The sequence below is a fragment of the Xanthobacter versatilis genome, assembly GCF_043193975.1.
Classification (GTDB): Bacteria; Pseudomonadota; Alphaproteobacteria; order Rhizobiales; family Xanthobacteraceae; genus Xanthobacter; species Xanthobacter autotrophicus_E.
This window is the reverse complement of the sequence record NZ_JBAFVB010000002.1, coordinates 744894-767176: the sequence shown is the minus strand read 5'-3', so window position 1 is coordinate 767176 and position 22283 is coordinate 744894. Positions and strand designations below refer to the sequence as shown.

The 22283-nt window shown below is 68.8% G+C and carries 20 protein-coding genes; 6 read left to right on the top strand and 14 right to left on the bottom strand.

Annotated elements, in window-relative coordinates; genetic code table 11:
- Nucleotides 1–15 precede the first annotated feature (15 nt).
- Nucleotides 16–429 carry a hypothetical protein gene (locus tag V5F66_RS07135; protein WP_394093549.1) on the top strand — a complete coding sequence of 138 codons (414 nt, stop codon included), beginning with the start codon at nucleotides 16–18 and terminating at the stop codon, nucleotides 427–429.
- A 44-nt stretch (nucleotides 430–473) separates the two neighbouring features.
- On the opposite strand, the gene hisG is transcribed toward V5F66_RS07135, so the two are convergent.
- Together hisG and V5F66_RS07125 are read right to left on the bottom strand one after the other, a co-directional pair.
- The gene (hisG, locus tag V5F66_RS07130; protein WP_012116718.1) at nucleotides 474–1448 is read right to left on the bottom strand and encodes an ATP phosphoribosyltransferase; all 975 of its coding nucleotides are present in this window, start codon (nucleotides 1446–1448) and stop codon (nucleotides 474–476) included.
- Nucleotides 1445–2623: an ATP phosphoribosyltransferase regulatory subunit gene (locus V5F66_RS07125; RefSeq protein WP_012116717.1), complete on the bottom strand. Its 1179-nt coding sequence runs from the start codon at nucleotides 2621–2623 to the stop codon at nucleotides 1445–1447. The genes hisG and V5F66_RS07125 overlap by 4 nt, the downstream gene beginning before the upstream one ends.
- A 196-nt stretch (nucleotides 2624–2819) precedes the next feature.
- Here V5F66_RS07125 and V5F66_RS07120 point away from each other — a divergent pair, with 196 nt between their 5' ends.
- Entirely contained in the window at nucleotides 2820–3113 is a 294-nt protein-coding gene (locus V5F66_RS07120; RefSeq protein WP_012116716.1) for an exodeoxyribonuclease VII small subunit, read from the top strand.
- Between the two features lie 95 nt (nucleotides 3114–3208).
- On the opposite strand, the gene V5F66_RS07115 is transcribed toward V5F66_RS07120, so the two are convergent.
- The 6 genes from V5F66_RS07115 to V5F66_RS07090 form a co-directional block, all read right to left on the bottom strand.
- Entirely contained in the window at nucleotides 3209–4570 is a 1362-nt protein-coding gene (locus V5F66_RS07115) for a dicarboxylate/amino acid:cation symporter (protein ID WP_012116715.1), read from the bottom strand.
- A gap of 263 nt (nucleotides 4571–4833) precedes the next feature.
- Nucleotides 4834–5166 carry a cupin domain-containing protein gene (locus tag V5F66_RS07110; RefSeq protein ID WP_012116714.1) on the bottom strand — a complete coding sequence of 111 codons (333 nt, stop codon included), beginning with the start codon at nucleotides 5164–5166 and terminating at the stop codon, nucleotides 4834–4836.
- A 9-nt stretch (nucleotides 5167–5175) separates the two neighbouring features.
- Nucleotides 5176–6210: a quinone oxidoreductase family protein gene (locus V5F66_RS07105; RefSeq protein WP_394093548.1), complete on the bottom strand. Its 1035-nt coding sequence runs from the start codon at nucleotides 6208–6210 to the stop codon at nucleotides 5176–5178.
- A gap of 42 nt (nucleotides 6211–6252) precedes the next feature.
- The gene (locus V5F66_RS07100) at nucleotides 6253–7167 is read right to left on the bottom strand and encodes a beta-keto acid cleavage family enzyme (protein WP_394000434.1); all 915 of its coding nucleotides are present in this window, start codon (nucleotides 7165–7167) and stop codon (nucleotides 6253–6255) included.
- Nucleotides 7168–7178: 11 nt separating this feature from the next.
- A complete protein-coding gene (locus V5F66_RS07095) occupies nucleotides 7179–7997 on the bottom strand; it encodes an SDR family NAD(P)-dependent oxidoreductase (RefSeq protein ID WP_394093547.1) in 819 nt (272 codons plus the stop codon).
- 36 nt (nucleotides 7998–8033) lie between these two features.
- The gene (locus V5F66_RS07090; protein ID WP_394093546.1) at nucleotides 8034–8972 is read right to left on the bottom strand and encodes a dioxygenase family protein; all 939 of its coding nucleotides are present in this window, start codon (nucleotides 8970–8972) and stop codon (nucleotides 8034–8036) included.
- A 146-nt stretch (nucleotides 8973–9118) separates the two neighbouring features.
- On the opposite strand from V5F66_RS07090, the gene V5F66_RS07085 reads away from it, so the two are divergent.
- On the top strand, nucleotides 9119–10174 hold the full coding sequence (locus V5F66_RS07085; RefSeq protein ID WP_394093545.1) for a LacI family DNA-binding transcriptional regulator: 1056 nt from the start codon (nucleotides 9119–9121) through the stop codon (nucleotides 10172–10174).
- 133 nt (nucleotides 10175–10307) lie between these two features.
- Here the strand turns inward: V5F66_RS07085 and V5F66_RS07080 are convergent, their stop codons facing one another.
- Nucleotides 10308–10898 carry a protein-S-isoprenylcysteine O-methyltransferase gene (locus V5F66_RS07080; protein WP_394093544.1) on the bottom strand — a complete coding sequence of 197 codons (591 nt, stop codon included), beginning with the start codon at nucleotides 10896–10898 and terminating at the stop codon, nucleotides 10308–10310.
- Between the two features lie 31 nt (nucleotides 10899–10929).
- Complete coding sequence (locus V5F66_RS07075) at nucleotides 10930–12249, bottom strand: hypothetical protein (protein WP_394093543.1); 1320 nt, start codon at nucleotides 12247–12249, stop codon at nucleotides 10930–10932.
- A 333-nt stretch (nucleotides 12250–12582) separates the two neighbouring features.
- Here V5F66_RS07075 and V5F66_RS07070 point away from each other — a divergent pair, with 333 nt between their 5' ends.
- The 3 genes from V5F66_RS07070 (at nucleotide 12583) to dxs (ending at nucleotide 16901) form a co-directional block, all read left to right on the top strand.
- Complete coding sequence (locus tag V5F66_RS07070) at nucleotides 12583–13797, top strand: glycosyltransferase family 9 protein (RefSeq protein ID WP_394093542.1); 1215 nt, start codon at nucleotides 12583–12585, stop codon at nucleotides 13795–13797.
- A 153-nt stretch (nucleotides 13798–13950) separates the two neighbouring features.
- A complete protein-coding gene (locus tag V5F66_RS07065) occupies nucleotides 13951–14835 on the top strand; it encodes a glycosyltransferase family 2 protein (RefSeq protein ID WP_394093541.1) in 885 nt (294 codons plus the stop codon).
- Nucleotides 14836–14969: 134 nt separating this feature from the next.
- Nucleotides 14970–16901, top strand: a complete 1932-nt coding sequence (gene dxs, locus V5F66_RS07060; protein ID WP_394093540.1) for a 1-deoxy-D-xylulose-5-phosphate synthase — start codon at nucleotides 14970–14972, stop codon at nucleotides 16899–16901.
- 7 nt (nucleotides 16902–16908) lie between these two features.
- Here the strand turns inward: dxs and V5F66_RS07055 are convergent, their stop codons facing one another.
- The 4 genes from V5F66_RS07055 to V5F66_RS07040 are packed head-to-tail and all read right to left on the bottom strand — an operon-like array spanning nucleotide 16909 to nucleotide 22247.
- Nucleotides 16909–17808 (bottom strand): MBL fold metallo-hydrolase, encoded by a 900-nt coding sequence (locus V5F66_RS07055; RefSeq protein ID WP_394093539.1) that lies wholly within the window; start codon nucleotides 17806–17808, stop codon nucleotides 16909–16911.
- Nucleotides 17805–19961 carry a methylmalonyl-CoA mutase gene (scpA, locus tag V5F66_RS07050; protein WP_394093538.1) on the bottom strand — a complete coding sequence of 719 codons (2157 nt, stop codon included), beginning with the start codon at nucleotides 19959–19961 and terminating at the stop codon, nucleotides 17805–17807. Before scpA ends, V5F66_RS07055 begins: the two co-directional genes overlap by 4 nt.
- A gap of 58 nt (nucleotides 19962–20019) precedes the next feature.
- Complete coding sequence (locus V5F66_RS07045; RefSeq protein ID WP_394052938.1) at nucleotides 20020–20391, bottom strand: hypothetical protein; 372 nt, start codon at nucleotides 20389–20391, stop codon at nucleotides 20020–20022.
- A 23-nt stretch (nucleotides 20392–20414) separates the two neighbouring features.
- Nucleotides 20415–22247 carry a methylmalonyl-CoA mutase family protein gene (locus V5F66_RS07040; protein ID WP_394052936.1) on the bottom strand — a complete coding sequence of 611 codons (1833 nt, stop codon included), beginning with the start codon at nucleotides 22245–22247 and terminating at the stop codon, nucleotides 20415–20417.
- Between the last annotated feature and the right edge of the window lie 36 nt (nucleotides 22248–22283).

Genomic DNA, 22283 nt, shown 5'->3' with positions numbered 1-22283 from the left:
GGACAGGGGGGCTGATTGACCGCGATTCCGGACCACACTATTGCAAAAAAAGCCCCTTATTCAGGGGCGGTTGCATCAACAGGTGATCCTCTATTGGAACGGAACCTCCGTTTCCAACCGATGGAGATGAAGATGCGCCATCAAACTTTTGGAGCCATCGCTCTCGCCACCACCGTCCTCACCGCCGGCGCCGCCATGGGTGCCGACGAGCATTCCCGAGCGCAAGCGGATGCGGAAGCCCAGGGCATGTATTACACGGGCCCTTACGCGCAGCCCAACATGCGGTATCGGGAACTCGGTTATTCCCGTGGCGTCGAACTGCGTGAGGATCCGTTCACGCAGATGCGCGTGATCGTGATCGAACCCACCCCCCGAAGGATCGATGACGAGTTTATCGACCAGGGTGACCGCGGCCTCGGCAACAACTAGAGGTCACTGCACCGGCGCAGCGGGGCGCCGGCGGCGTCTCGGTTTCAGCCGAGACGCGCTTCCAGGGCCTCGAACAGGGGATTGTCTGCGGCGAACACATATTCGATGGGACCAACGGTCACCATGCTCGCGCCCTGCTCGCGCAGGAAGGTGGCGAGCCCGTGCAGCGTATCCGGCGGGCAGTGCAGGGTCAGCATGCCGGAGGAGGTGGGGCCGCCGAACGGTGCGACGCAGCGATAGCGCGCCACCGCCTGCTCCACCAGGGAGGCGTCGCAGCTCGCGAAGCGGGTGCGCACCTCGCGCATGGTTCGCGCGCGCTTTTCCGCCCCCAGCCGGTCGAACATGGCCCGCGCCGCCGAAAGCGCGCTGCCGCTCCAGTTGGCGGTGAGCGAGGCCACGAGATTGGCTTCCGACTTCAGGATGATGCCGTCGTCCACCACCTTCAGGGCGTTGGCGGCCAGCGTCGCGCCGGTGGTGGTGATGTCCACGATCAGCTCGGCCGAGCCGGAGGCCGGGGTGCCTTCGGTAGCGCCCGCGCTTTCGACGATGCGGTAATCCACAATGCCGTAGCGGGCAAAGAAGCCCCGGGTCAGGTTCACATATTTGGTGGCGACGCGGATGCGCCGGCCGGTGCGGCCGTGGAAGTGGCTCGCCACGTCGTCGAGATCGTCCATGGTGCGCACGTCGATCCAGGCCTGCGGCACCGCCACCACCACGTTGGCGTGGCCGAAGCCCAGCTTTTCCAGCAGCGCGACCCGGCTGTCCGCCTCCAGGATGTTCTCGCGCACCAGGTCCTCGCCCGTCACCCCGATGTGGGCGGCGCCGGCGGCAAGAGCTGCCGCGATCTCGGAGGCGGAGAGATAAGCCACCTCCACATTGTCCACGCCGCCGAGGGCGCCGCGATAGTCGCGGGCGCCGCGCGCCTGCGTCAGCGGCATGCCGGCGCGGGAGAAGAAGGCGTGGACATTCTCCTGCAGCCGGCCCTTGGAGGGCACGGCGAGAATGAGCGGGCTGGTCATCGGGCGCCCTCCACGGCAGCAGGGAAGGGGGCGAGGGCGAGGGCGGCGAGGCGTTCCACCCACACCGCGAGGCCGACGCCGGGCACGCTGGTCTCGGCGCCGAGGCGCGCCAACAGCTTGTCGTAGCGCCCGCCGGCCACCAGCGGCCCATCGGTGCGACCGCTGGTGTCGTGCAGCTCGAAGACCATGCCGCTGTAATAGTCCAGCGGCCGCCCAAAGGCGCTGGAGAAGCGCACGTCCGACAGGTTCACCGCAAAAGCGGTGAGGAAGCCGGTGCGCCGGTCGAAGGTGTCGAGGGCGGCGGACAGGTCGATGCCCGCGTCCGCCGCCAGCGCCCTCATGCGGGCGGAGGCCTCGTCCGGCGTGCCGGAGATGGCAAGGTAGCGTGAGAGGATCTCGCCGGTCTCGCCGGAGAGGCCGGCGCCAGCCTCCAGCGAGGACTGCTCCAGGAAGCGTTCGGCGATCTCGGACACGGTGCGTCCGCCCACGGTAGAGATGCCGGCGATGGACAAAAGATCGGTGATCAGCGCCCGCGCCGCCTCGGGATCGGCGCCGGTGAGGGCGGCCAGCACGCCGGCATGGGCCGAGGCGCTTTCCTGCGGGCGCGCCTTCTGGCGGCCTAGGTCGGCATCAAGCCGGCTCTGGCCGAAATCCTTCAGCAGCCGCCGGCGCAGGGCGGGGGCCAGGGGCAGCGCTTCAAGCAGCGCGGCGAACAGACCCACGTCGCCGAGCCGTATCTCCGGCTGCGGGACGCCATAGAGCGCGCAGGCGTTGAGGCCGAGGGCGACCATCTCCGCGTCGGCCGCCTCAATGTCGGTGCGGCCGAAGGATTCCACGCCCGCTTGCCGGAACTCGCCCGATCCCTCGCCCCGGAAGCGGAACACGGGGCCCAGATAGCTCACGCGCGCCGGCAGCGGCATGCGCTCGGCGATGACGGCGCGGGCCACGGGAATGGTGATGTCGGGCCTAAGGCACAGTTCGCGCCCGTCCGCGTCCGCCGTCAGATACATACGGCGGCGGATGGATTCCCCCGACAGATCGAGGAACGCGTCCGCCGGATGGAGGATGGGCGGGTCGTGGCGCGAGAAGCCGGCAGTCTCGAAGCACGCAATGAGCGCATCTTCGAGGCTTGAGGGATCGCGGGGCGGAAGGGGCGCGGACGCCGCGGGCAACATGAGGGTGTTTTCCTGATTTCTGGCCGGCTTCTACCAAAGGGCGGGCGCCGGGGCCACCCCGGCTGATTTGGGATGGGGTCCCGGCGCGCAGTGAAGCGCCTTTGCCCCCTGCGACACCGCCCGAAATTCCGGGACATGGGTGAGCCGGGTCCGGATCGGTATAAGGTGGGCGCAAAGGGAATCAGCGGAGGCGGCCATGGCCGAGGCAGCAAAGGCAACCAGCGCCAAGTCAGCCCAGAGCGCCGGACCGGCCGCGGGCGTGGACAAGCTCAGCTTCGAGCAGGCGCTGGCTGAGCTGGAGGCCATCGTCGGCAATCTTGAGCGGGGCAGCGTGCCGCTGGAGGAATCCATCGCCATGTACGAACGGGGCGAGGCCTTGAAGATGCGCTGCGAGACCCTGCTGCGGGCGGCGGAAGCCCGCGTCGAGACCATCACCCGCGACGCCGATGGCCGCCCCTCCGGCACTGCGCCGCTGGATGCGGACGGATAGGGGCTTTCGGCGCGAGGCACGGGTTTGGCGTGCCGTAACGGAAAAGAGGCGCCTGTGGGCGCCTCTTTGCGTTGGATGAGCCGTCCGGTCTTGCCTCAGGCGGCGGGCTGAGCCACCGCCGGCCGCAGGGGCTCGGGCTCCCCCGCCTCATGCCCAAGCGACAGCTCGTCCTGCACCGCTTCGCCGCGCAGCACGGCAGTGAGCCGCGCATGGTCGAGCTCGCCTTCCCAGCGGGCCATCACCACGGTGGCGACGCCGTTGCCGATCATATTCACCAGCGCCCGCGCCTCGCTCATGAAGCGGTCGATGCCGAGGATCAGCGCCATGCCCGCCACCGGGATGGTGGGCACCACCGACAACGTCCCCACCAGGGCGATGAAGGAGGCGCCGGTGACCCCGCTCGCCCCCTTCGAGGTGAGCATGGCCACCGCGAAGATCGACAGCTGCTGGGTCAGCGTCAGGTCGGTATTGGTGGCCTGGGCCACGAACAGGGCCGCCATGGTCATGTAGATGCTGGTGCCGTCGGTGTTGAAGACATAGCCCGTGGGCACCACGAGGCCGACCACCGGCCTGGAGCAGCCGAGCCGCTCCAGCTTTGCCATCAGCGAGGGCAGAGCGGAATCCGAGGAACTGGTGCCGAGCACGATCAGGATCTCTTCCTTGATGTAGGCGAGAAACCTGATGATGCTGAAGCCGGCTGCCCGCGCGATCGCCCCGAGCACCACCAGCACGAAGATGAGGGAGGTGAGGTAGAAGGCGAGGATGAGCTGGAGCAGCGGGCCAAGCGATGCGATGCCGTAGCGCCCGATGGTGAAGGCCATGGCCCCGAAAGCGCCGGCGGGCGCCAGCTTCATGACCACGTTGATGGCGCCGAACACGAGGCCGCTGGTGCCGTCGATCATCTCCTTGACCAGCCGGCCCTTCTCTCCCAGCCGCGACAGCACGCAGCCGAACAGAACAGAGATCATCACCACCGAGAGGATATCGCCCTTGGCGAAGGCATCGACCACGGTATTGGGGATGATGTTCAGCAGAAACTCGACAATGGTCTGTTCCTGCGCCTTGCCGGCATAGCTCATGACAGCTTTTGCATCGAGTGTGGCCGGATCCACGTTGAAGCCGGCGCCGGGGCGCAGCACGTTGCCGACGATCATGCCGATGGCCAGCGCGAGGGTGGACACCACCTCGAAATACAGCAAAGACTTGCCGCCGATGCGCCCGATCTTCTTCATGCTTTCCATGCCGGCGATGCCGGAAACCACGGTGCAGAAGATCACCAGCGCGATCAGCATCTTGATCAGCTTGATGAAGCCGTCGCCCAGCGGCTTCATCTGGATCGCGAGGGTGGGCCAGAAATGGCCCAGCGCGATGCCGACGGCGATGGCGAACAGGACCTGGACGTAGAGTATCTTGTAGAACGGCTTCCGGGTGACAGGTTTCGCTGTGGCAAAGGCCATCGTATCCTCCCTGGGAAAAGGCCTCGACCGGGCGGATTGGCGCGATCAGGCTGTGTGTCGGACGGTTTCCTGTGAGAGCGACTTGCGGGGCCGCTTTCTGTTCTTGGTCTTAACCTTGATCTTGGCCGGGCCTCGACGGTTCAGGCCTTCATGTCCGCCAGCGGGCAGGCGGGCGGACACGGGTTCTCCTTCGCGCCCGCCGGCAGCTTGAGGCTGCGTTCGCGATCCTCGGTTCAGGGGCGGATGGCCGTCCCGGTCCCGCCTTAAAGCGGCATGGCGAGCAGGATCCGCGCGATGCGGTTCGTATTGTTCCTGAGTGCGCGGCTCTCGTTGGGGGCGATCCGGCAGGAATCCCATGGCCGCAATGTCGCCTCCTCCTGCCCGTTGCTGACGGTCACCTCGCCGTCGAGGACCACGTACATCTTCTCCACGCCTGAGGCGTCGAGGGTCGTGCCGCCGCCGGGCTCGATGGTGGACAGGCCTAGCCACAGGCAATCGGCGGGGCCGGCCTCCCGGCCCTGGAGCCGGACCATGTGCATCAGCGCATGTCCGGGGGCCTGGTAGGGCGGGGCCTGGTCAAATCGCATGACGTTCATGGCAGCACCTCACGCGCCGGGCACGAGGATGACGCGATCGCGCGCGGACCCGCTCACGCGGGCATAGGCCTCGGCCGCGTCCTTCAGGGCGAAGACGCCGTCCGCAGTGATGGGGAAGGGCCGCAGCTGGCCGCCCGCGAAGCCCGGCGCCAGCTCGCGCAGCACGTCCGCCGTCTCGATGGACGACAGGGCCAGCGTGTCGATGCCCACGTAGGTGTGCCGGCCGCGATAGAAGGCGAAGATGTCGAATTCGACGATGCGGTTCACTGCCGCGATGAAGATCTGCCGCCCGGTCTTGGCGAGGGATGCGGTGCCTTCCGCGTAATAGGGATCGCCCACCGTGTTGAACACGATGTCGGCGCCCCGCCCATCGGTGAGTTCCTTCACCGTGGAGGCTACATCCTGAGCGGAGGAATTGATGAGGGTCACCGGCCCGCTGGCATGGCCGGCATAGGGCTCGGCCTTGCGCACCACGCCGATCACCCGCGCCCCGCGCCAGGTGGCGATCTGCGCCGCAGCCTGACCCACCTTGCCGTTGACGCCCAGCACCAGCACGGTTTCACCCGGCCGGGGCAGGCCGGCGCGGCGGAAGCCCTCGATGGCGGTGACGAACGGCACGCCGATGCCCGCCGCCTCCTGAAGCGAGATGCCCTCAGGCTTTTCCACCAGGGCGTCCGCCTCCACCACGAGGTGGGTGGCGTGGGTGCCGTCGCGGCGGATGCCGAGGTCGCCGGACGAGCCGTACACCGCCTTGCCGAGCCAGTCGGAGGGGCCATCGATCACGATGCCGGCGAAGTCGCGCCCCGGCGTGCGGGGAAACACCGCATAGGGCATGAGGCCGATGGCGGCCTTCACGTCGGACGGATTGACGGCGGCGGCCCGGATTTCCACCAGGGCGTCGGCTGGCTTTGTGCGGAACAGCGTGCGTCGTTCGAGGCGGGGCTTTACAGCGTCCGGGCTGGTGGCGCGCTGGTCGAAGCGCAGGGCGGTGGCGTCCACCGCCAGGCCGGCGCACGGGTTTGGGGAAAGTGCGACTGCGGTCACGGGGACCTCCTTACGTTTTCAAGCAGTGGGGGCGGGAGCCGCTCAGGCGACGCTTCTGGCGTCGGCGAGGCGGGTGGGCAGGCCGATGAGGTCGCGGGCCTCGCGGGGAGAGGCGATCTGCCCGCCCAGGTCCTCGACGATCCGGCGCGCCTTCTCCACCATTTCGGCGTTGGAGGCGGCGAGCCGGCCGCGCGCGAGATAGACGCTGTCCTCGAGCCCGACGCGCACATGGCCGCCGGCGAGATAGGACATGGCCACGGTCTGGAACGCGCTGCGCCCGATGCCGATGGCGGTGAACTGGGCGTCCGCCGGCAACAGATTGCGGGCGTAGAGCACGGTTTCCGGCGAGGGCTGGAAGCCGTACTTCACCCCCATCACGAAGGAGCAGAGCGCGGGCCCCCGCAAGGTGCCGTCGGCGAGCAGGTCGCGCATCAGGGCGATGTCGCCACTGTCGAACAGCTCGATCTCCGGCTTCACGCCGGCGCCGGCGATCACCTGCGCCATGCGGCGCACGTTGCGCGGCGTATTGATCACCACCTCATTGCCGGAATTCATGGTGTTGAGGTCGAGGGTGCAGATGTCCGGCTTCAGCAGCGCCACATGCTCCACCCTCAGTTCCGGAGTGGTGAGGGTGGTGCCGGGGCCGGCGACGCTGGGGGCGTCCGGCGAGGGCACGAAGCGCCCGCCCGGCCCTGTGGTCAGGTTGATGATAAGCTGGGTGTTACGGGCCCGGATCTGATCGACCACCTCGCGATAATAGGCGAGCGACATGGAGGGCCGGCCCGTCTCCGGGTCCCGCACATGCAGGTGGACCACCGCCGCGCCGGCCTCGGCGGCACCGAGGGATGCCTCGGCAATCTCCTGCGGCGTGATGGGAAGATGGGGCGTCTGCTCCGGCCGCGTGAGGTTGCCGGTGATGGCGCAGGTGATGAAGACCTTGTCCTTCGGCGCGCGCATGGAGACCTCCCTCACAACGCCCGGCCGCCGTCGACCTGGATGATGTGTCCGGTCGAGTAGCCGAGCATGGTGGCGCAGGCGGTGATGGCGGCGGCGATGTCGTCCGCCTCGGCGATCCGCCGCAGCGGGGTGGAACTGGTGACCTTGTCGTTGAAGTCCGCCCCGCGCCCGGGGACGAAGGCGGTGTCCACCACGCCGGGGGATATGGCGAGGACGCGGATCTCCGGGGCGAGGGCTCGGGCGAGCGCCTTGGTCATCACGTCGATGCCGGCCTTGGCCGCGCAATAGGCGATGGACGAGCCGACGCCGGTGAAGGCGGCGATGGAGGAGATGGACACGATCAGCCCGTCGCCCGACGCCTTCAGCAGCGGGGCGAAGGTGCGCACACTCGCGAACTGTCCGCGCCAGTTCACCTGGAACATGCGGTCGATCAGTTCGTCGGTCAGGCCGTCGAGGTCGGCGTGGGGCACCGGCCGGGTGAAGCCCGCCGCATTCACCAGAATGTCGAGGCGGCTATAGCGCGCCGCGATCTGGTCGCGCACCTCGATGAGCGTTTCGGTATCGCTCACGTCCGCCGGGAAGGCGGCGTGGCTTTCGCCCAGTTCGGCCGTGAGGGCCGCGGCGGCGCGGGCATCGGCTTCCGACGCCATGTGCGTCACCGCCACCGTCGCGCCGGCCTGGGCGAGCATGCGGCTGGTGGCGCTGCCGATGGCACCGGCTCCGCCCACCACGAGGGCGACCTTGCCCTCAAGCGAGCGCGGATAAAGGGGCCGGTGGGGCACGGGCGTGCCGGCGGCCTCGCCCGCGATGCGGGCGGCTGCGGATGTCATGATCGACCTCTTTGAATTAAAGGGCTGGCGTCGGGATCACTTGATCGGCGGCCGGGGCAGCTTCGCCACGCCGGGCTCCATGACGAATTGGTAGTCGAGGCGATACCAGGGGCCGGTCACGTCCGACGCGGGCGGGGTGCCCTTGCCGGGCCGGTAATTGCCGACCAGATGCGCGGTGACGCCGAACACCACGTCGCTTTCCAGTCGCTCGTCGTCGTCCACGAACACCTGGGTGACGAGGGTCTTGTAGCCCTCCTTGAACCCCAGGAAATGCAGGTGCGCCGGGCGGAAGGGGTGGCGCCCCTGCGCCCGCAGCAGGTCTCCGGAGGGGCCGTCGGTTGGCACCGGATAGCCCGCCGGCTTCACCGAGCGGAACGAGAAGCGGCCGTCCGCATCGGTGGTGAATTTCCCGCGCAGGTTCATGTCGCACTGGCCGGGGTCCTGGTTCTCGTAGAGACCCACGGGCGAGGCCTGCCAGACATCCACCTCCACCCCGGCGAGCGGCAGGCCCTTGGGATCGGTGACGCGGCAATCGGCGAACAGCGCCGGTCCCGGCGTGGGCGAGCGTATCAGGCTGCCGCCATTGGCGACGCGGGGCGAATTCATGCGCCAGAACGGACCGAGCAGGGCGGATGCGGTCTCGGTGGCGCCGGCATTGCCGTTGTTCAGCAGGCAGACCAGCGTCGAGAATCCGATCACGTCCGAGAACAGGATGGCCTCGTTGTGCAGGTCATGGGTCGCCTGACCGATCCGGTTCAGGAAGTCGATGCCGTATTCGAACTCGGCTTCGGTGAGCCGTACTTCCCGGGCGAAGGCGTGCATGTGGCGCACGAAGGCCTCGGCCACCTCGCGGGTCCGCCGGTCGGCCGTGCCCGCCATGGCGGCGATGACGATGTCGGTCAGCGATCCCTCGCCGGTGATGATGCTGGAGGGCGCCGGCGGCGGCTGGACCGCCGCTGATCGGGCTGTTGGCATGGCATTCCTCTCCCGGTGGCTGCATTATCTGCAATCGATTGCTGGATGATGTGCAATCGATTGTAAAGTGTCAAGCGCCTTGTCCGGCCGGGGTGCGGATGCGATAGAGGGCGACGTGCGAACCTGCGGAGCCTCGTCCCCCCAACGTGACTGAAACCCCTCGTCTGCACCCCACCCTTCAAGCGGTCGCGGACGCGGCCGGTGTGCACCGCTCCACCGCCTCGCGGGCGCTCAATCCGCAGACCGCCCACCTCGTCGCCGATGACGTGGCCGAGCGGATCCAGGCCGCGGCCCGGCGGCTGGGATATCGTCGCGACGCCATGGCCGCCGGCCTGCGCACCAAGCATTCCCATCTCGTCGGCATCGCCGTTCCCGACATGGCCAATCTGGTCTTCGCGCCAATTCTTTGCGGCATCGAGGATGTGCTCGCGAAGAACGGGTATTCCGCCCTCATCGCCAATACAGGCTCGGACGTGGCGCGGCAGATCGATGTGGTCGACCAGTTGATCGGACGCCGGGTGGAAGGTCTCATCCTCGCCACCGTGCAGCAGGAGGACGATCCGGTCCTCACCCGCTGCCTCGATGCGCGCGTGCCGACCGTGCTGGTCAATCGTGCCGAGGCGCGCCACCGGGCGCCGGCCGTCATCTCCGATGATCTCAACGGGATGCGCATCGCGGTGGAGCACCTCATCGGGCTCGGGCACCGGCGCATCGGCCACCTCGCCGGGCCGCAGAACCTCTCCACCGGCGTGCTGCGCCTGCAGGGCTTCCGGGAGGCCATGGAGCGCGCCGGGCTGGACGCCTCAGCGGTGATGTGTGCTTCCGCCTACAGCCGTGAAGCCGGGGCGGTGGCGGGCGGAGCGCTGCTCGACCGGTTCGGCGACCTCACCGCCGTGGCCGCCGCCAACGACCTGCTGGCGCTGGGCCTTTATGGCGCGCTGGGCGAGCGGGGCCTGTCCTGTCCCGCCGACGTGTCGGTGGTGGGGCACAACGACATGCCGCTGGTGGACATGGTCAGCCCGCCTTTGACCTCGGTGCGGATCCGTCATCAGGAAATGGGTGCGGAGGCGGCGCGCCTGCTACTGGAGCAGATGTCCGGCGCAGCCAGCGGCATCACCATCCGTGTCACCCCGCCCGAGCTGATCGTGCGCGGCTCCACCGGCCGTCGCGCTGCCAGGGGCAGGAAGGCGCCGGCGAAGTAGGGTCATCCCGGGCGGGGCCGGGCAGAGCACGTTCCCCTGTCCCGAAATGACACGTCTTCCCGTCCGCATCGGCACGCAGGGCGAACAGGGCGGGACCGAATCGCTGCCAGCGCGATTTTCGCGCTCTGTTCCTTCAGTACAGGCCGGGAATGACGCGCTTGGTGCGCTTCTCATAGGCCTCGTATTCGGCGCCGAAGGCCTCGCGCATCATCTTCTCTTCCCGTCCCACCCGAAAGAAGAACAGGGTGCCGAAGCCCACCAGTCCTGCCGGGCCGGCGATGAAATTGGGCAAAAGCAGCGCTTGCGCCAGCGCCCACAGGAAGAAGGCGGAATACATGGGGTGGCGCACCCGCTCATAGACGCCGGAGGTGATGAGCTTGTGCTTATCCTTGATCTCCAGCGTCACCGACCAGTTGCGTCCGAGCTGGCGGTGGGTGCGCCAGAACAGCCACAGCGCCGCCGCGAACACCAGCACCCCCGCCACCACCTGCGCCGGCGCCGGCGCGTAGGAGGCAAAGCGCGGGAACGAGGTGAGGGCATAGATGGCCGGCAGCACGCCGAGGCCCAGGGTTGAGATCGTGAGCAGCGTCATGTCGCGGGCGGTGCGGTGGCGCGCGTCGGCCACCTGCTGGCGCCGCGCTTTGCGCTGGAAGGGGATGCGCAGCACGTACCAGGAGACGACGCCGACCGCCCAGGCGATCTTGGCGAAGAGGACGAGGCTCATTGCGGGCTCGCTCGTTCAGGAAAGGGCATGGTCAGGACCGGCCATGCTCGGGGAGGGCCATCAGGCGTCCGTCCGCGTCGATGGCGGCGGGCAGGGGGGTGCCGTCGGGCGCCACATAGGCACAAAGGGCATGGAGGTGGGCGGCCAGCACGTCGAAGGCGAACGGGCCGCACACATAGGCGTAGAAATCATGTGGGGCGCGGATGTCGCTCGCCAGGAAGCACTGGCAGTGGCGCCGCATGACATCGAAGAAAAAGCGCCGGTAGGTGGCCGCCGAAACCATGTCGCGCACCGGCACGTGCCGCAGCAGCGGGCGCTGCGTGAAATCCCCCACCGTCAGCTGCGGCTCGGCAAAGGTGGCGCGCTCCAGGGTCACCGGATTGACCTTGTAGAAGGAGACGATGTCGTCCCGCGACTGCACCTCAACCCAACCGATCTGCGGCGCGTCCGCCACCCGCTGCGCCGCAGCCCGCAACCGAGCGCCGGCCGGGTGCAGCGCGAACTTCGCGGTGGTGCTGCCGAGGGTGAGGATGCGCACGCGAACCCGTGTGCCGAAATCCGGGTCCTGATCGAGCGCGGCAGCCACCGTCGACACCGCATGCATGGCGCCGAGGCTGTGCCCGGCGATGACGATCTCGTCCACACCCGCCTCGTCCGCGCCCTCGTGCCCGGCAGCGGCTTCCACGGCGCGCAGCCGCCCGGCGAAGGCGGCCACCCGCGCATCCACCTCGGGATGGCGACCACGGGCGAAATCCACCGAGAATTCCGCAAGATCGAGGGATTGCCGCAGGCGGAAGCGCCGCCCCGGCCAGCGCATCAGCAGCAGGCTGCAGGCGAGGGCGGCCACCACCCCGCACAGCCCTGCCGCCACAGCCCCGAGATAGGGCGCCAGCGTGTGCGCTACCACGAAGCCCCCCGCAACCGCCGCCGCCCAGAAGGCGAGCAGCAGCAGATAGGTGAACAGGAAGAAGAAGCCGTAGCGCCGGCTGGTGCGGAAATAGGCGAGCAGCGTGCCGCTGGTCACCATGTCGACGATGGCCCGCAGGGAGCCGCGCAGGTGGGAGCGCACCGGCCGCTCCATGTCGGCGCGGGCGAGGTCGTCCCAGGCCAGGATCTCGAAGGTGGTCGCGGTGTGCCAGCCCGGGCCTTCCGCCTCGGACTGCCAGAACGCGCCGGTGGGCGTCTCAACCGGGGCGGCGTCGCGGCAGCGCGTCGCCGCCCGCCAGACCGTGCCGAACCGCTTCAGCTCGCGCAAGAAGATGCGATGGTGGCCATCCACCGTCATGGGATCGTACCCGGCCACGAAGAACACGTGGCGCCGGCCGACGCGCGTTGCTGGCACCTCCCGCATGGGGGCGCCTTCTATCGAAAACCCTGCAGGATGGCCAGTGCCGCCGCTGGCGGGGTGTCGCGCGTGATCGCGCAAGGGTTGAAACAGCCGGAACCTTAGATCGCGCCACGACCCAAAGAGAAGACCGCAGCACGGACCTTAATACCGTTCGATCCAGCCGGACCACGCTCTGCCTGTCCCCCGCAAGGACAGAACAGGGGCGAGAACAGACGGGTTGCGGGATGGCATTTGCACACCACGCAAGAATGCCATACTGCCCGCCGTGGCGTTTTCGGGCTAAGACCGGTGCGCTTCGCTCGTGCCATCCTGTGATGTTCGCCCGGACCTGCCGTCATGAAGCTGCGTGATCTTCTGCGTGGAGGCAAACCGAAGAAGCCCCGCGTTCCGCCGCTGGGCGCGCCGGCGGCTCAGGTGTGGACAAGCCCGTCGACCACGCTGCGCAGGCTTGGCCCATCCCCCTCCATTCTGGCGGTGAAGCTCGACCATATCGGCGATTTCATCACCGCTTTGCCAGCCGTGAAGCGGCTTCAGGCGGCGTTTCCCACCTCGGCCGTATCCTTGCTGTGCGCGCCGTTCGTGGCGGATCTCGCGCGCTCCACGGGTCTGTTCGCGGCGGTCTACAGCTTTGACTTCTTCGGCGCCCGCATGCAGGAGCCACGCCCCGCCAACGCCGACGACGTGAGCGAACTCAAGGCGATGGGGCTGCCGGCCCACGACATCGTCATCGACCTGAGGCAGTCGGACGAGGCGCGGGCGCTGCTCTGGGGCCTCGACGCCAAGGTCCGCGTCGGCTTCGGCGACCCGGTCAATCCCTTTCCCCTCGACATCGCGCTGCCGGAGCTGGAACGCAGCATGCGGCGCAAGCCGTGGCGGGCCATGACCCATTCCTCCACCCAACTGGTGCTGCTGGTGGAGGCGCTGGTGCACGCCCGCGATATGGGCGGCGAGACCGTGCGCTTCGCGAGCGGCGCCGTTGCGGCCGGGGAGATGCAGAATTGCGTCATCCTTGCGCCGGGAACGCGGCTCGGCATCAAGGGCTGGACCGCGGAGGGCTGGCTCGGCCTGGCCTCCGCCATCGTGGAGCGCACCGGTCTCGACATCGCCGTCATCGGGCGGGGGGAGGAGGCCGAGACGGCTGCGCAGATGGCAAATCTGCTGCCAAAAGGGCGGCTGCGGGATTTCGTGGGGCAGGTGGACCTGGCCGACCTGCCGGCATTGATGCGACCCGCCGCCGCCTTCGTGGGGGTGGATACCGGCACCACCCACCTCGCAGCTTCGCTGGGGGTGCCCACCGTCGCGCTCTTCTCCGGCTTTGCCGATATCCGGGTCTGGGCCCCCATCGGCCCGGCCACCGTGGTGGTGCACGCCGCCGCCGGCTGCGCGCCCTGCACGTTGCCGACCGAGAGCCTGTGCCCCTACCAGCGCCGGTGCATGAGCGTGATCGATCCCGAAGCGGTGCTCGCGGCCATGTCCGGTGTCGCCGCCCATCCCGAGCTGAAGCGCCTTGCCGCCGCGCCGCAGCCTGAGCTTGTGTTCGCGGCCTCCTGAAGGCAGGAAGACCGGGCCGGTCGTCAACTGCCGGCTGGATCGATGTCCGTTCGCCGTCGCTCACGGCAATCGATCCTGGATTTGTGTCGATGCGTCTTCTTCACGCGAACCGGTATCCGCTTCGCTTGAAAACGCTTTGGTTGCGAGGGTCCCGTGTCCGCCGATCCGTCCACCGGTTCCCCCTTGTCCGCCGTCACCGTGGTGTTCGTCACCTACAACAGCGGGGCGGTGATAGGCCGGGCGGTGGCGAGCGTGCCGGCAGCGTGCCCGGTGGTGATCGTGGACAATGCCAGCCCCGAGGGCACCGCGTGGCGCGCCGGCCTGTCGCGGCCGGTGGATCTTGTGGAGATGCCGGCCAATGCCGGCTTCGGCACCGCCTGCAATGCCGGCGCGCGGCGGGCGGCCACGCCCTATGTCCTGTTCCTCAATCCCGATGCGGTGCTGGACGCTGAGACCTTGCCGGCGCTGCTCGCCGCCGCTGGCCGCTATGGCGATCCGGCCATCCTGATGCCGGCCATCGTGGGCGAGAACGGCCGGCTGATGCGCAAGGAAGGCTCCATCCTGGAGCAGGTGCCGCGCCGCCTGCGCCTGTCGCCGGACGAGATCGCGGGTGATTATTGCACCCGCTTCGTCCACGGCGCCGCCTTCATGATGGCGCGGGACGCCTTCTTCACGCTGGGCGGCTTCGACGAGGCCATCTTCCTCTATCACGAGGACGACGACCTCTCTTTGCGCGCCATCGCCCGGCGCATTCCCATCATCGTGGTGCCGGCGGCGCGGGTGACCCATGCGGGCGGGCGCTCCAGCGCGCCGTCGTTCAGCCAGACCTTCAAGGTCAACCGCGCCAAGATGCAGTCCGAGCGCTACGTGCTGGAAAAATACGGCCGCTCACGCTCCACCTTCCCTCAGATCGCCAAGCTTGCCGGAGGCTGCGTGCTGGCGCTGGCGTGCCTCGATCTGCACCGTTTTGCCATCCGGACTGGAAAAATGGCGGGATGTTTCGATGAAGTGCGCCGAACGCCGCCCGCGCACGTATGAAGCACAGGCGAACGTTCGCATCGCCGGGGGAGGGGGCCGCCTGCTGACCCCGTTCCCACCGGCCTTGTCCGTTGCATGCCACCGCGCGCGTGTGTAAGGCTCATTTTCCCGGTTCGTTCCGGACGGAGTTGTCCGTGACTTTGCTGAAGACCCCGCTGCTCGATACCATTCGCGATGCCGCCGACGTGCGGCGCCTGCCCCAGGACAAGCTGGCCCAGCTCGCCACCGAACTGCGCGCGGAGACCATCGATGCCGTCTCCGTGACCGGCGGGCATCTGGGCGCGGGCCTGGGCGTGGTCGAGCTGACGGTGGCCCTGCACCACGTGTTCAACACCCCCCATGATCGCCTGATCTGGGATGTCGGCCACCAGTGCTACCCTCACAAGATTCTCACCGGCCGGCGCGACCGCATCCGCACCCTGCGCCAGGGCGGAGGCCTGTCCGGCTTCACCCGCCGGGCGGAGAGCGAATACGACCCGTTCGGGGCGGCGCACTCCTCTACCTCGATCTCCGCTGGCCTCGGCATGGCGGTGGCGCGGGACCTCTCGGGGGAAGAGCGCAACGTGGTGTGCGTGATCGGCGACGGCGCCATGTCGGCGGGAATGGCCTATGAGGCCATGAACAATGCCGGCGCCATGGATTCGCGCCTCATCGTCATCCTCAACGACAACGACATGTCCATCGCCCCGCCCACGGGCGCCATGTCGGCCTATCTGGCGCGGCTCATCTCGGGGCAGACCTACCGCTCGCTGCGGGAGATCGGCAAGCAGATCGCCGGGCACCTGCCCAAGTTCGTGGAGCGCGGCGCGGCGCGGGCCGAGGAATTCGCCCGTGGCTTCTGGACCGGCGGCACCCTCTTCGAGGAATTGGGCTTTTATTATGTGGGGCCCATCGACGGGCACAATCTGGACCACCTGCTGCCCGTGCTGAAGAATGTGCGGGATGCCAAGACCGGCCCGATCCTGGTTCATGTGGTGACCCAGAAGGGCAAGGGCTACGCCCCCGCGGAGGCCAGCGCCGACAAGTATCACGGCGTGGTCAAGTTCGACGTGGTGACCGGCGCTCAGGTGAAGGCGAAGTCCAACGCCCCCTCCTACACCCGCGTGTTCGCCGAGAGCCTCATTTCACAGGCTCGGCATGATCCCAAGGTGGTCGCCATCACCGCCGCCATGCCCTCGGGCACAGGGCTGGACCTGTTCGGGCAGGTCTATCCCGAGCGCACCTTCGACGTGGGCATCGCCGAGCAGCATGCGGTGACGTTTGCCGCCGGGCTCGCGGCGGAAGGATTCAAGCCGTTCTGCGCGCTCTATTCCACCTTCCTCCAGCGGGCCTACGACCAGGTGGTGCACGATGTGGCGCTGCAGGGCCTGCCCGTGCGCTTCATCATCGACCGCGCCGGCCTCGTCGGTGCAGACGGGGCGACCCATGCCGGCGCCTTCGACATCGCCTTCCTCGCCTGCCTGCCGGGCATGACCGTGATGGCCCCCGCCGACGAGGCGGAGCTGGTGCACATGATGGCGACCATGGTGGCCTTCGACGACGGCCCCTCGGCGGTGCGCTTCCCGCGCGGCGAGGGCGTGGGCGTGGAGCGGCCCGAGCGCGGCGAGGTCCTGCCCATCGGCAAGGGCCGCATCGTGCACGGAACCGGGGAGGGCGACATTGCGCTGCTCTCCCTCGGCACCCGCCTTGCCGCATGCCTTGATGCCGCCGAGCGGCTGGAGGCGGCGGGCTTCACCGTCACCGTGGCCGACGCCCGCTTCGCCAAGCCCCTCGACCGGGAGCTGGTGCTGAAGCTCGCCGCCGGCCATGGCGCGCTGGTCACGGTGGAAGAGGGCTCGGTGGGCGGCTTCGGCAGCCACGTGCTCCAGCTGGTCACCGACGAGGGCCTGCTGGACCGCGGCGCCGTGAAGGTGCGCGCCATGGTGCTCCCCGACATCTACATCGACCAGGAGACCCAGGCCCGCCAACTGGCTGCCGCCGGCCTCGACGCCGACGCCATCGTGGCCAAGGTGGAAGGGCTGGTGGGCAAGGCCAAGGCCGGCGTGGGACTGCACAAGGCGGGGTGAGGGGGCGTCAGGGGTTGGAGGCGACCACCGCCTCCACATTCCGCCGGTGCACCGCCTCATAGGGCTCGAAATACGTCACGACCCCGGTCGCGAACGCCTCGGCGGCGAAGGTCCGCAGGTCCTGCCCGGCCAGCGCCGGCTCGGTCTTCAGGCGCAGCAGTTGCTCCACATAAAGGCGGGTGGCGGTGATCAGCGCTGGCCCGTAGCCGCCGGCGGCGAGCACCTCCGGTGCGCCGTGGTTGGGCAGGATGCGCGTGGCGCCGAGCGCCGCCAGCCGTTCCAGCCCTTCAAGGTGGGCCGCGAGGCGGTCGGGTTCGTCCACATAGGTGATGGGGTCTTCCAGCGTGTCGCCGGCCAGCAGAAGGCCATCCGGCAGCAGCACGACTGTGCCGTCCCGGCTATGGATATCCATGTGGAAAAGCTCCACCGGAACCGAACCGACGGTCAGCTCAAGCCGCTCCTCGAATAGGACATTCGGCAGAATGAGCGGGCAGATGGGCGGGTCGCCGGCCTCCAGCCGCGCCCTGTGGACGGCAAGCAGGGCGGCCGTCTCACGGTTGGCGATGATCTCGCAATCGGCGAACACCGCGTTGCCAGCCACATGGTCGTCGTGCCAGTGGCTCAGCAACACGCGGATGCGCCGGGCGCCCCGCTGGTCCAGCGTGTCCCGAATGATGCGGGCGTGCGCCAGCGAGATGTGGGTGTCGTAGACCAGCGCCTCGTCGCCATCCAGCACCGCATAAGAGGCGATGCCGAGGGCGTAGGCGCCGTCGTCCAGCCAGTTCTCGTGGGCGCTATGCAGCCGCACTCCCGGCACCCGCCCGTCATAGAAGGCGAGCACATGCGGGGCTGGCTCCAGCACCCGCAGGGTGGAGCCCAGCGGAGCCAGCCCGGAGGCTGAACTCACTCCGCCGCTTCGAGATTGTGCCCGAGGCGGTGGGAGAGGGTGGCGAGCAGTTCCTTCGCGGCATCGGCGATGACCGTGCCGGGGGGAAAGATGGCCTCGGCGCCGGCGGCCTTCAGGGCGTCATAGTCCTGCGGGGGCACCACGCCGCCGACCACCACCATGATGTCGCCCCGGCCCTCCGCTTCCAGCGCCGCCTTCAGCGCCGGCACCAGGGTGAGATGGCCGGCGGCCAGCGAAGAGATGCCGACCACGTGCACGTCGTTCTCCACCGCCTGCCGTGCGGCTTCCTCCGGGGTGGCGAACAGGGGGCCGATGTCCACGTCGAAGCCGAGGTCTGCGAAGGCGGAGGCGATCACCTTCTGGCCGCGGTCGTGGCCGTCCTGGCCCACCTTGGCGACGAGGATGCGCGGCCGGCGGCCCTCCGCCTGCTCGAATGCTTCCACCAGCTTCTGCAGCTTGCCCACCTTGTCCGTCATGGCGGTCGCCTCGCGCTTGTAGACGCCGGAGATGGCGCGGATCTCGGCGCGATGGCGGCCGAACACCTTCTCCAGCGCATCGGAAATCTCGCCCACCGTGGCCTTGGCCCGGGCCGCGTCAATGGCCAGCGCCAGCAGGTTGCCGTTGCCCGCCGCGCCGTTGGTGAGGGCTTCGAGCTTGCCGTCCACCTCGGCCTGGTCGCGCTCGGCGCGCAGGCGCTTGAGCTTGTCGATCTGGGCGGCGCGCACGGTGGCGTTCTCCACCTTCAGCACGTCGATCATGCGGTCGCGCTCGGGCTTGAACTTGTTGACGCCCACCACGGTCTGCGCCCCGCCATCAATGCGGGCCTGGGTGGTGGCGGCGGCCTCCTCGATGCGGAGCTTCGGAATGCCGGCCTCGATGGCCTTGGCCATGCCGCCCAGCGCCTCCACCTCCTGGATGTGCGCCCAGGCCTTGGCGGCGAGATCGGCGGTGAGCTTCTCCACGAAATAGGAGCCGCCCCACAGGTCGATCTGGCGGGTGGTTCCGCTCTCCTGCTGGAGCAGGATCTGGGTGTTGCGGGCGATGCGGGCGGAGAAATCCGTCGGCAGGGCCAGCGCCTCGTCCAGCGCATTGGTGTGCAGCGACTGGGTCTGGCCCTGGGTCGCGGCCATGGCCTCGATGGCGGTGCGCATGACGTTGTTGAACACGTCCTGCGCCGTCAGCGACCAGCCGGAGGTCTGCGAATGGGTGCGCAGGGGCAGGGACTTGGGGTTCTTGGCGCCAAGGTCGGTCATCAGACGCGTCCACAGGAGGCGGGCGGCGCGCAGCTTCGCCACCTCCATGTAGAAGTTCATGCCGATGGCCCAGAAGAACGACAGGCGCGGAGCGAACACGTCGATGGGCAGGCCGGCGGCGGCGCCGGCGCGGCCATATTCGACGCCATCCGCCAGCGTATAGGCCAGCTCCAGGTCCTGCGTCGCGCCGGCTTCCTGCATGTGGTAGCCGGAGATGGAGATGGAGTTGAAGCGCGGCATCTCCTTCGACGTGAAGGCGAAGATGTCTGAGATGATGCGCATGGAGGGGGTGGGCGGATAGATATAGGTGTTCCGCACCATGAATTCTTTGAGAATGTCGTTCTGGATGGTGCCGGAAAGCTTGGCCGGAGCCACGCCCTGCTCTTCCGCCGCCACCACATAGAGCGCCAGAATGGGAAGAACGGCCCCATTCATGGTCATCGACACGCTCATCTGGTCCAGCGGGATGCCGGAGAACAGGGTGCGCATGTCGTAGATGCTGTCGATGGCGACGCCGGCCATGCCCACGTCGCCGGCGACGCGCGGATGGTCGCTGTCATAGCCGCGATGGGTGGCGAGGTCGAAGGCGACCGACAGGCCCTTCTGCCCGGCCGCCAGGTTGCGGCGGTAGAAGGCGTTGGAATCCTCCGCCGTGGAGAAGCCGGCATATTGCCGGATGGTCCAGGGCTGGGTCGCATACATGGGGGCATAAGGCCCGCGCAGGAATGGCGCGATACCGGGATAGGTATCGATGTAGCCGAGGCCCTCGATGTCCGCCGGCCCATAGAGCGGCTTCACCGGGATGCCCTCGGGCGTGGTCCAGGGGGCGGCGGCCGCGGAGGGGGCGACCATCTCCGGCGCGCGCCAGTCGATGTCGGCGAAGTTGGGGATCCGGCTCATCTTCTGTTCCCTCGAAATCGGCCGCGGTGGCATTGGTGAAAAGGATCAGGTTTCGGGCTCAGGCCCGCTTTGCAAACCAGGAGCCGGAGCACTTGGGATGGTCGGGCGACGACCAGTCGCCCGAGGCCTGATCACCCTCGGCGAGGCCCTTTGCGGTGACCTTCTGCTGCCCGTGGGCCAGGGTCATCCGCACCACGCCGAGCTTGCTGATGCCGCCGGTGGCCTTCACCGGCCAAAAACCCGCGTAGGTGACTGTGCCATTCTTCACGGCCAGCTTGAAGTCGTAATTCTTGCCGCAGCTGCCGCTTTCGGCGGAGGTGCGCACCACCCACCGGCCGTCGAAGCGCCTGGCGTTGTCGGCGCGGGCGGGGCCAATGGCCGCCGCCGAGAGGAGCGCGAGGGCGGTGAGGCCCGCAATCTTGTGCACCATGGCTCGCCTCCCGTCCTGCCCGCTCAGGCCAGTCCCGCCGCCGCCTGCGCGGCGGTCAGCGTCTCCAGCACGTCGCAGCCGGCGAAGATGAAGCCGGAAACGCCCGCCGCCTTGAGCGCCGCCTCCAGCTCGGCGGGCTTGCCGGCGAGCCAGATGGCGCTGGCGCCCGTAGCCTTCAGGGCCTCGGCTGTTGCGGCGCCCTCGGCGCCGTAGATCTCGTCCGAGGAGACGAGGCAGGCGAACGGCGTGCCGGAGGCCTTGAAGGCGGCCACCAGCGCGTCGCGGTCGGCGAAGCCGTCCGGGACTGGGGCGGCGATGCCGCCGGCTTCGAAGAAGTTCTTGGCGAAGCCGGCGCGCGCCGTGAAGGCGGCGACGGAACCGAGCGTGGCGAGGAAGACGGCCGGCGCCTTGGCGGCGGCTTCCGCCTTGTCGCGCAGGGCCTCGAACGGCTCGGCAATACGATGGGGCGTCAGTGCGCCGTCGGCCACGGGCTCGAAGGTGGCGGGCAGAGGCGCCAGCACTTCCGGCGCCTGCTGCACCAGGATGGGGAATTCCGAGGTGCCGGTGATGGGCGCCTTGCGGGTGGCCACATCCTTGTCGCGGCGGGCCTTCACCTCGGTGATCTCGGCCTTCAGCCATCGGTCTTCCAGCACGTCGGCCATGCCGCCGCGCTTCTCGATGGTGCGGAACAGGTCCCACGCCTTTTCGGCGAGCCCGTCGGTATGGGCCTCAACCGCGCCGGCGCCGGCGCCGGGATCGGCCACGCGGTGGACGTTGCTCTCCTCCAGCAGCATCACCTGGGTGTTGCGGGCAAGGCGCCGGGCGAAGGCGTCGGGCAGGCCCAGCGCCTGGGTGAAGGGCAGCACCGTGAGGCTGTCCGCCCCGCCCACGCCGGCCGCGAACGCCGCCACCGTGTTGCGCAGGAGGTTCACATAAGGATCGCGCCGGGTCAGCGAGCGCCACGCGGTAGTGGCGTGCACCTTCAGCGCGGTTTCCGGCAGGCCGCATTCGCGCAGCACCGCGCCCCACAGCAGGCGGATGGCGCGGAACTTGGCGATGGTGGCGGTCTGGTTCAGGTCCGCCACCAGGGCGACCTCGATGCGCGCCGTCGCCTCCGACAGGGCGATGCCGGCCTCCCCATAGGCCTTGAGATAGGCCACGGCGGTGGCGAGCACCGCCGCCAGCTCCTGAGCGTCCGATGCTCCGGCCGCATGGAACACGCCGCCGTCCGCCCGCGCGAACGGCCCGGCAAAGCCGCGCGCCGCAAGAATGGCGGAGGTCTCGGCGAAGCGCTTGGCGAGCAGCGGCCACGCCATGGGCAGGGTGCCCGCGGCGGCGAAATCCCCCAGCGGGTTCAGTCCGAAGGAAACGGCGAGGCCCTTTGGATCAAAGCCCGCGGCTTCCGCATGATCGGCGAAGGCGAGGTCTTCGCCGCGACCCTGGAAGGCACCGCTCTCGATGCGCGTCTCGATGAGGTCGAGCAGCACGTCCTTGAGCACCACCTTCAGGTCGGCGCCGTCCGGCAGGCCGAAGCCATAGGCCGAGGGCGAGGAGGCATAGACCAGGGCAAGGCCGGAGGCGCCGCCGTCGAGGTCCTCCAGCGCCTGCGCGTGGGCGGCGGCGAGGTCCGGCTGGTCCACCCGGGCGCTGATGACCCACGGCGCGCCGGCCGGCCGGCCCGCCACGATGGGGGCCTTCACCTTGCGCTCGGGCAAAGCGTCGAGGGTGAGGCCCTCATAGGTGCGGGTGACGAGGCGCTTGTCGTAGGGCGCGCCCTTCAGCACGCCCTCGACCAGCTTCAGCCAGTCCTCGCGGGTGACGGGGGCAAGGTTGGTCGCGAAGGGCAGGGCGGTCATGAGCGGACCTCCGGGAGAGGGAACAGGAGAAAAACA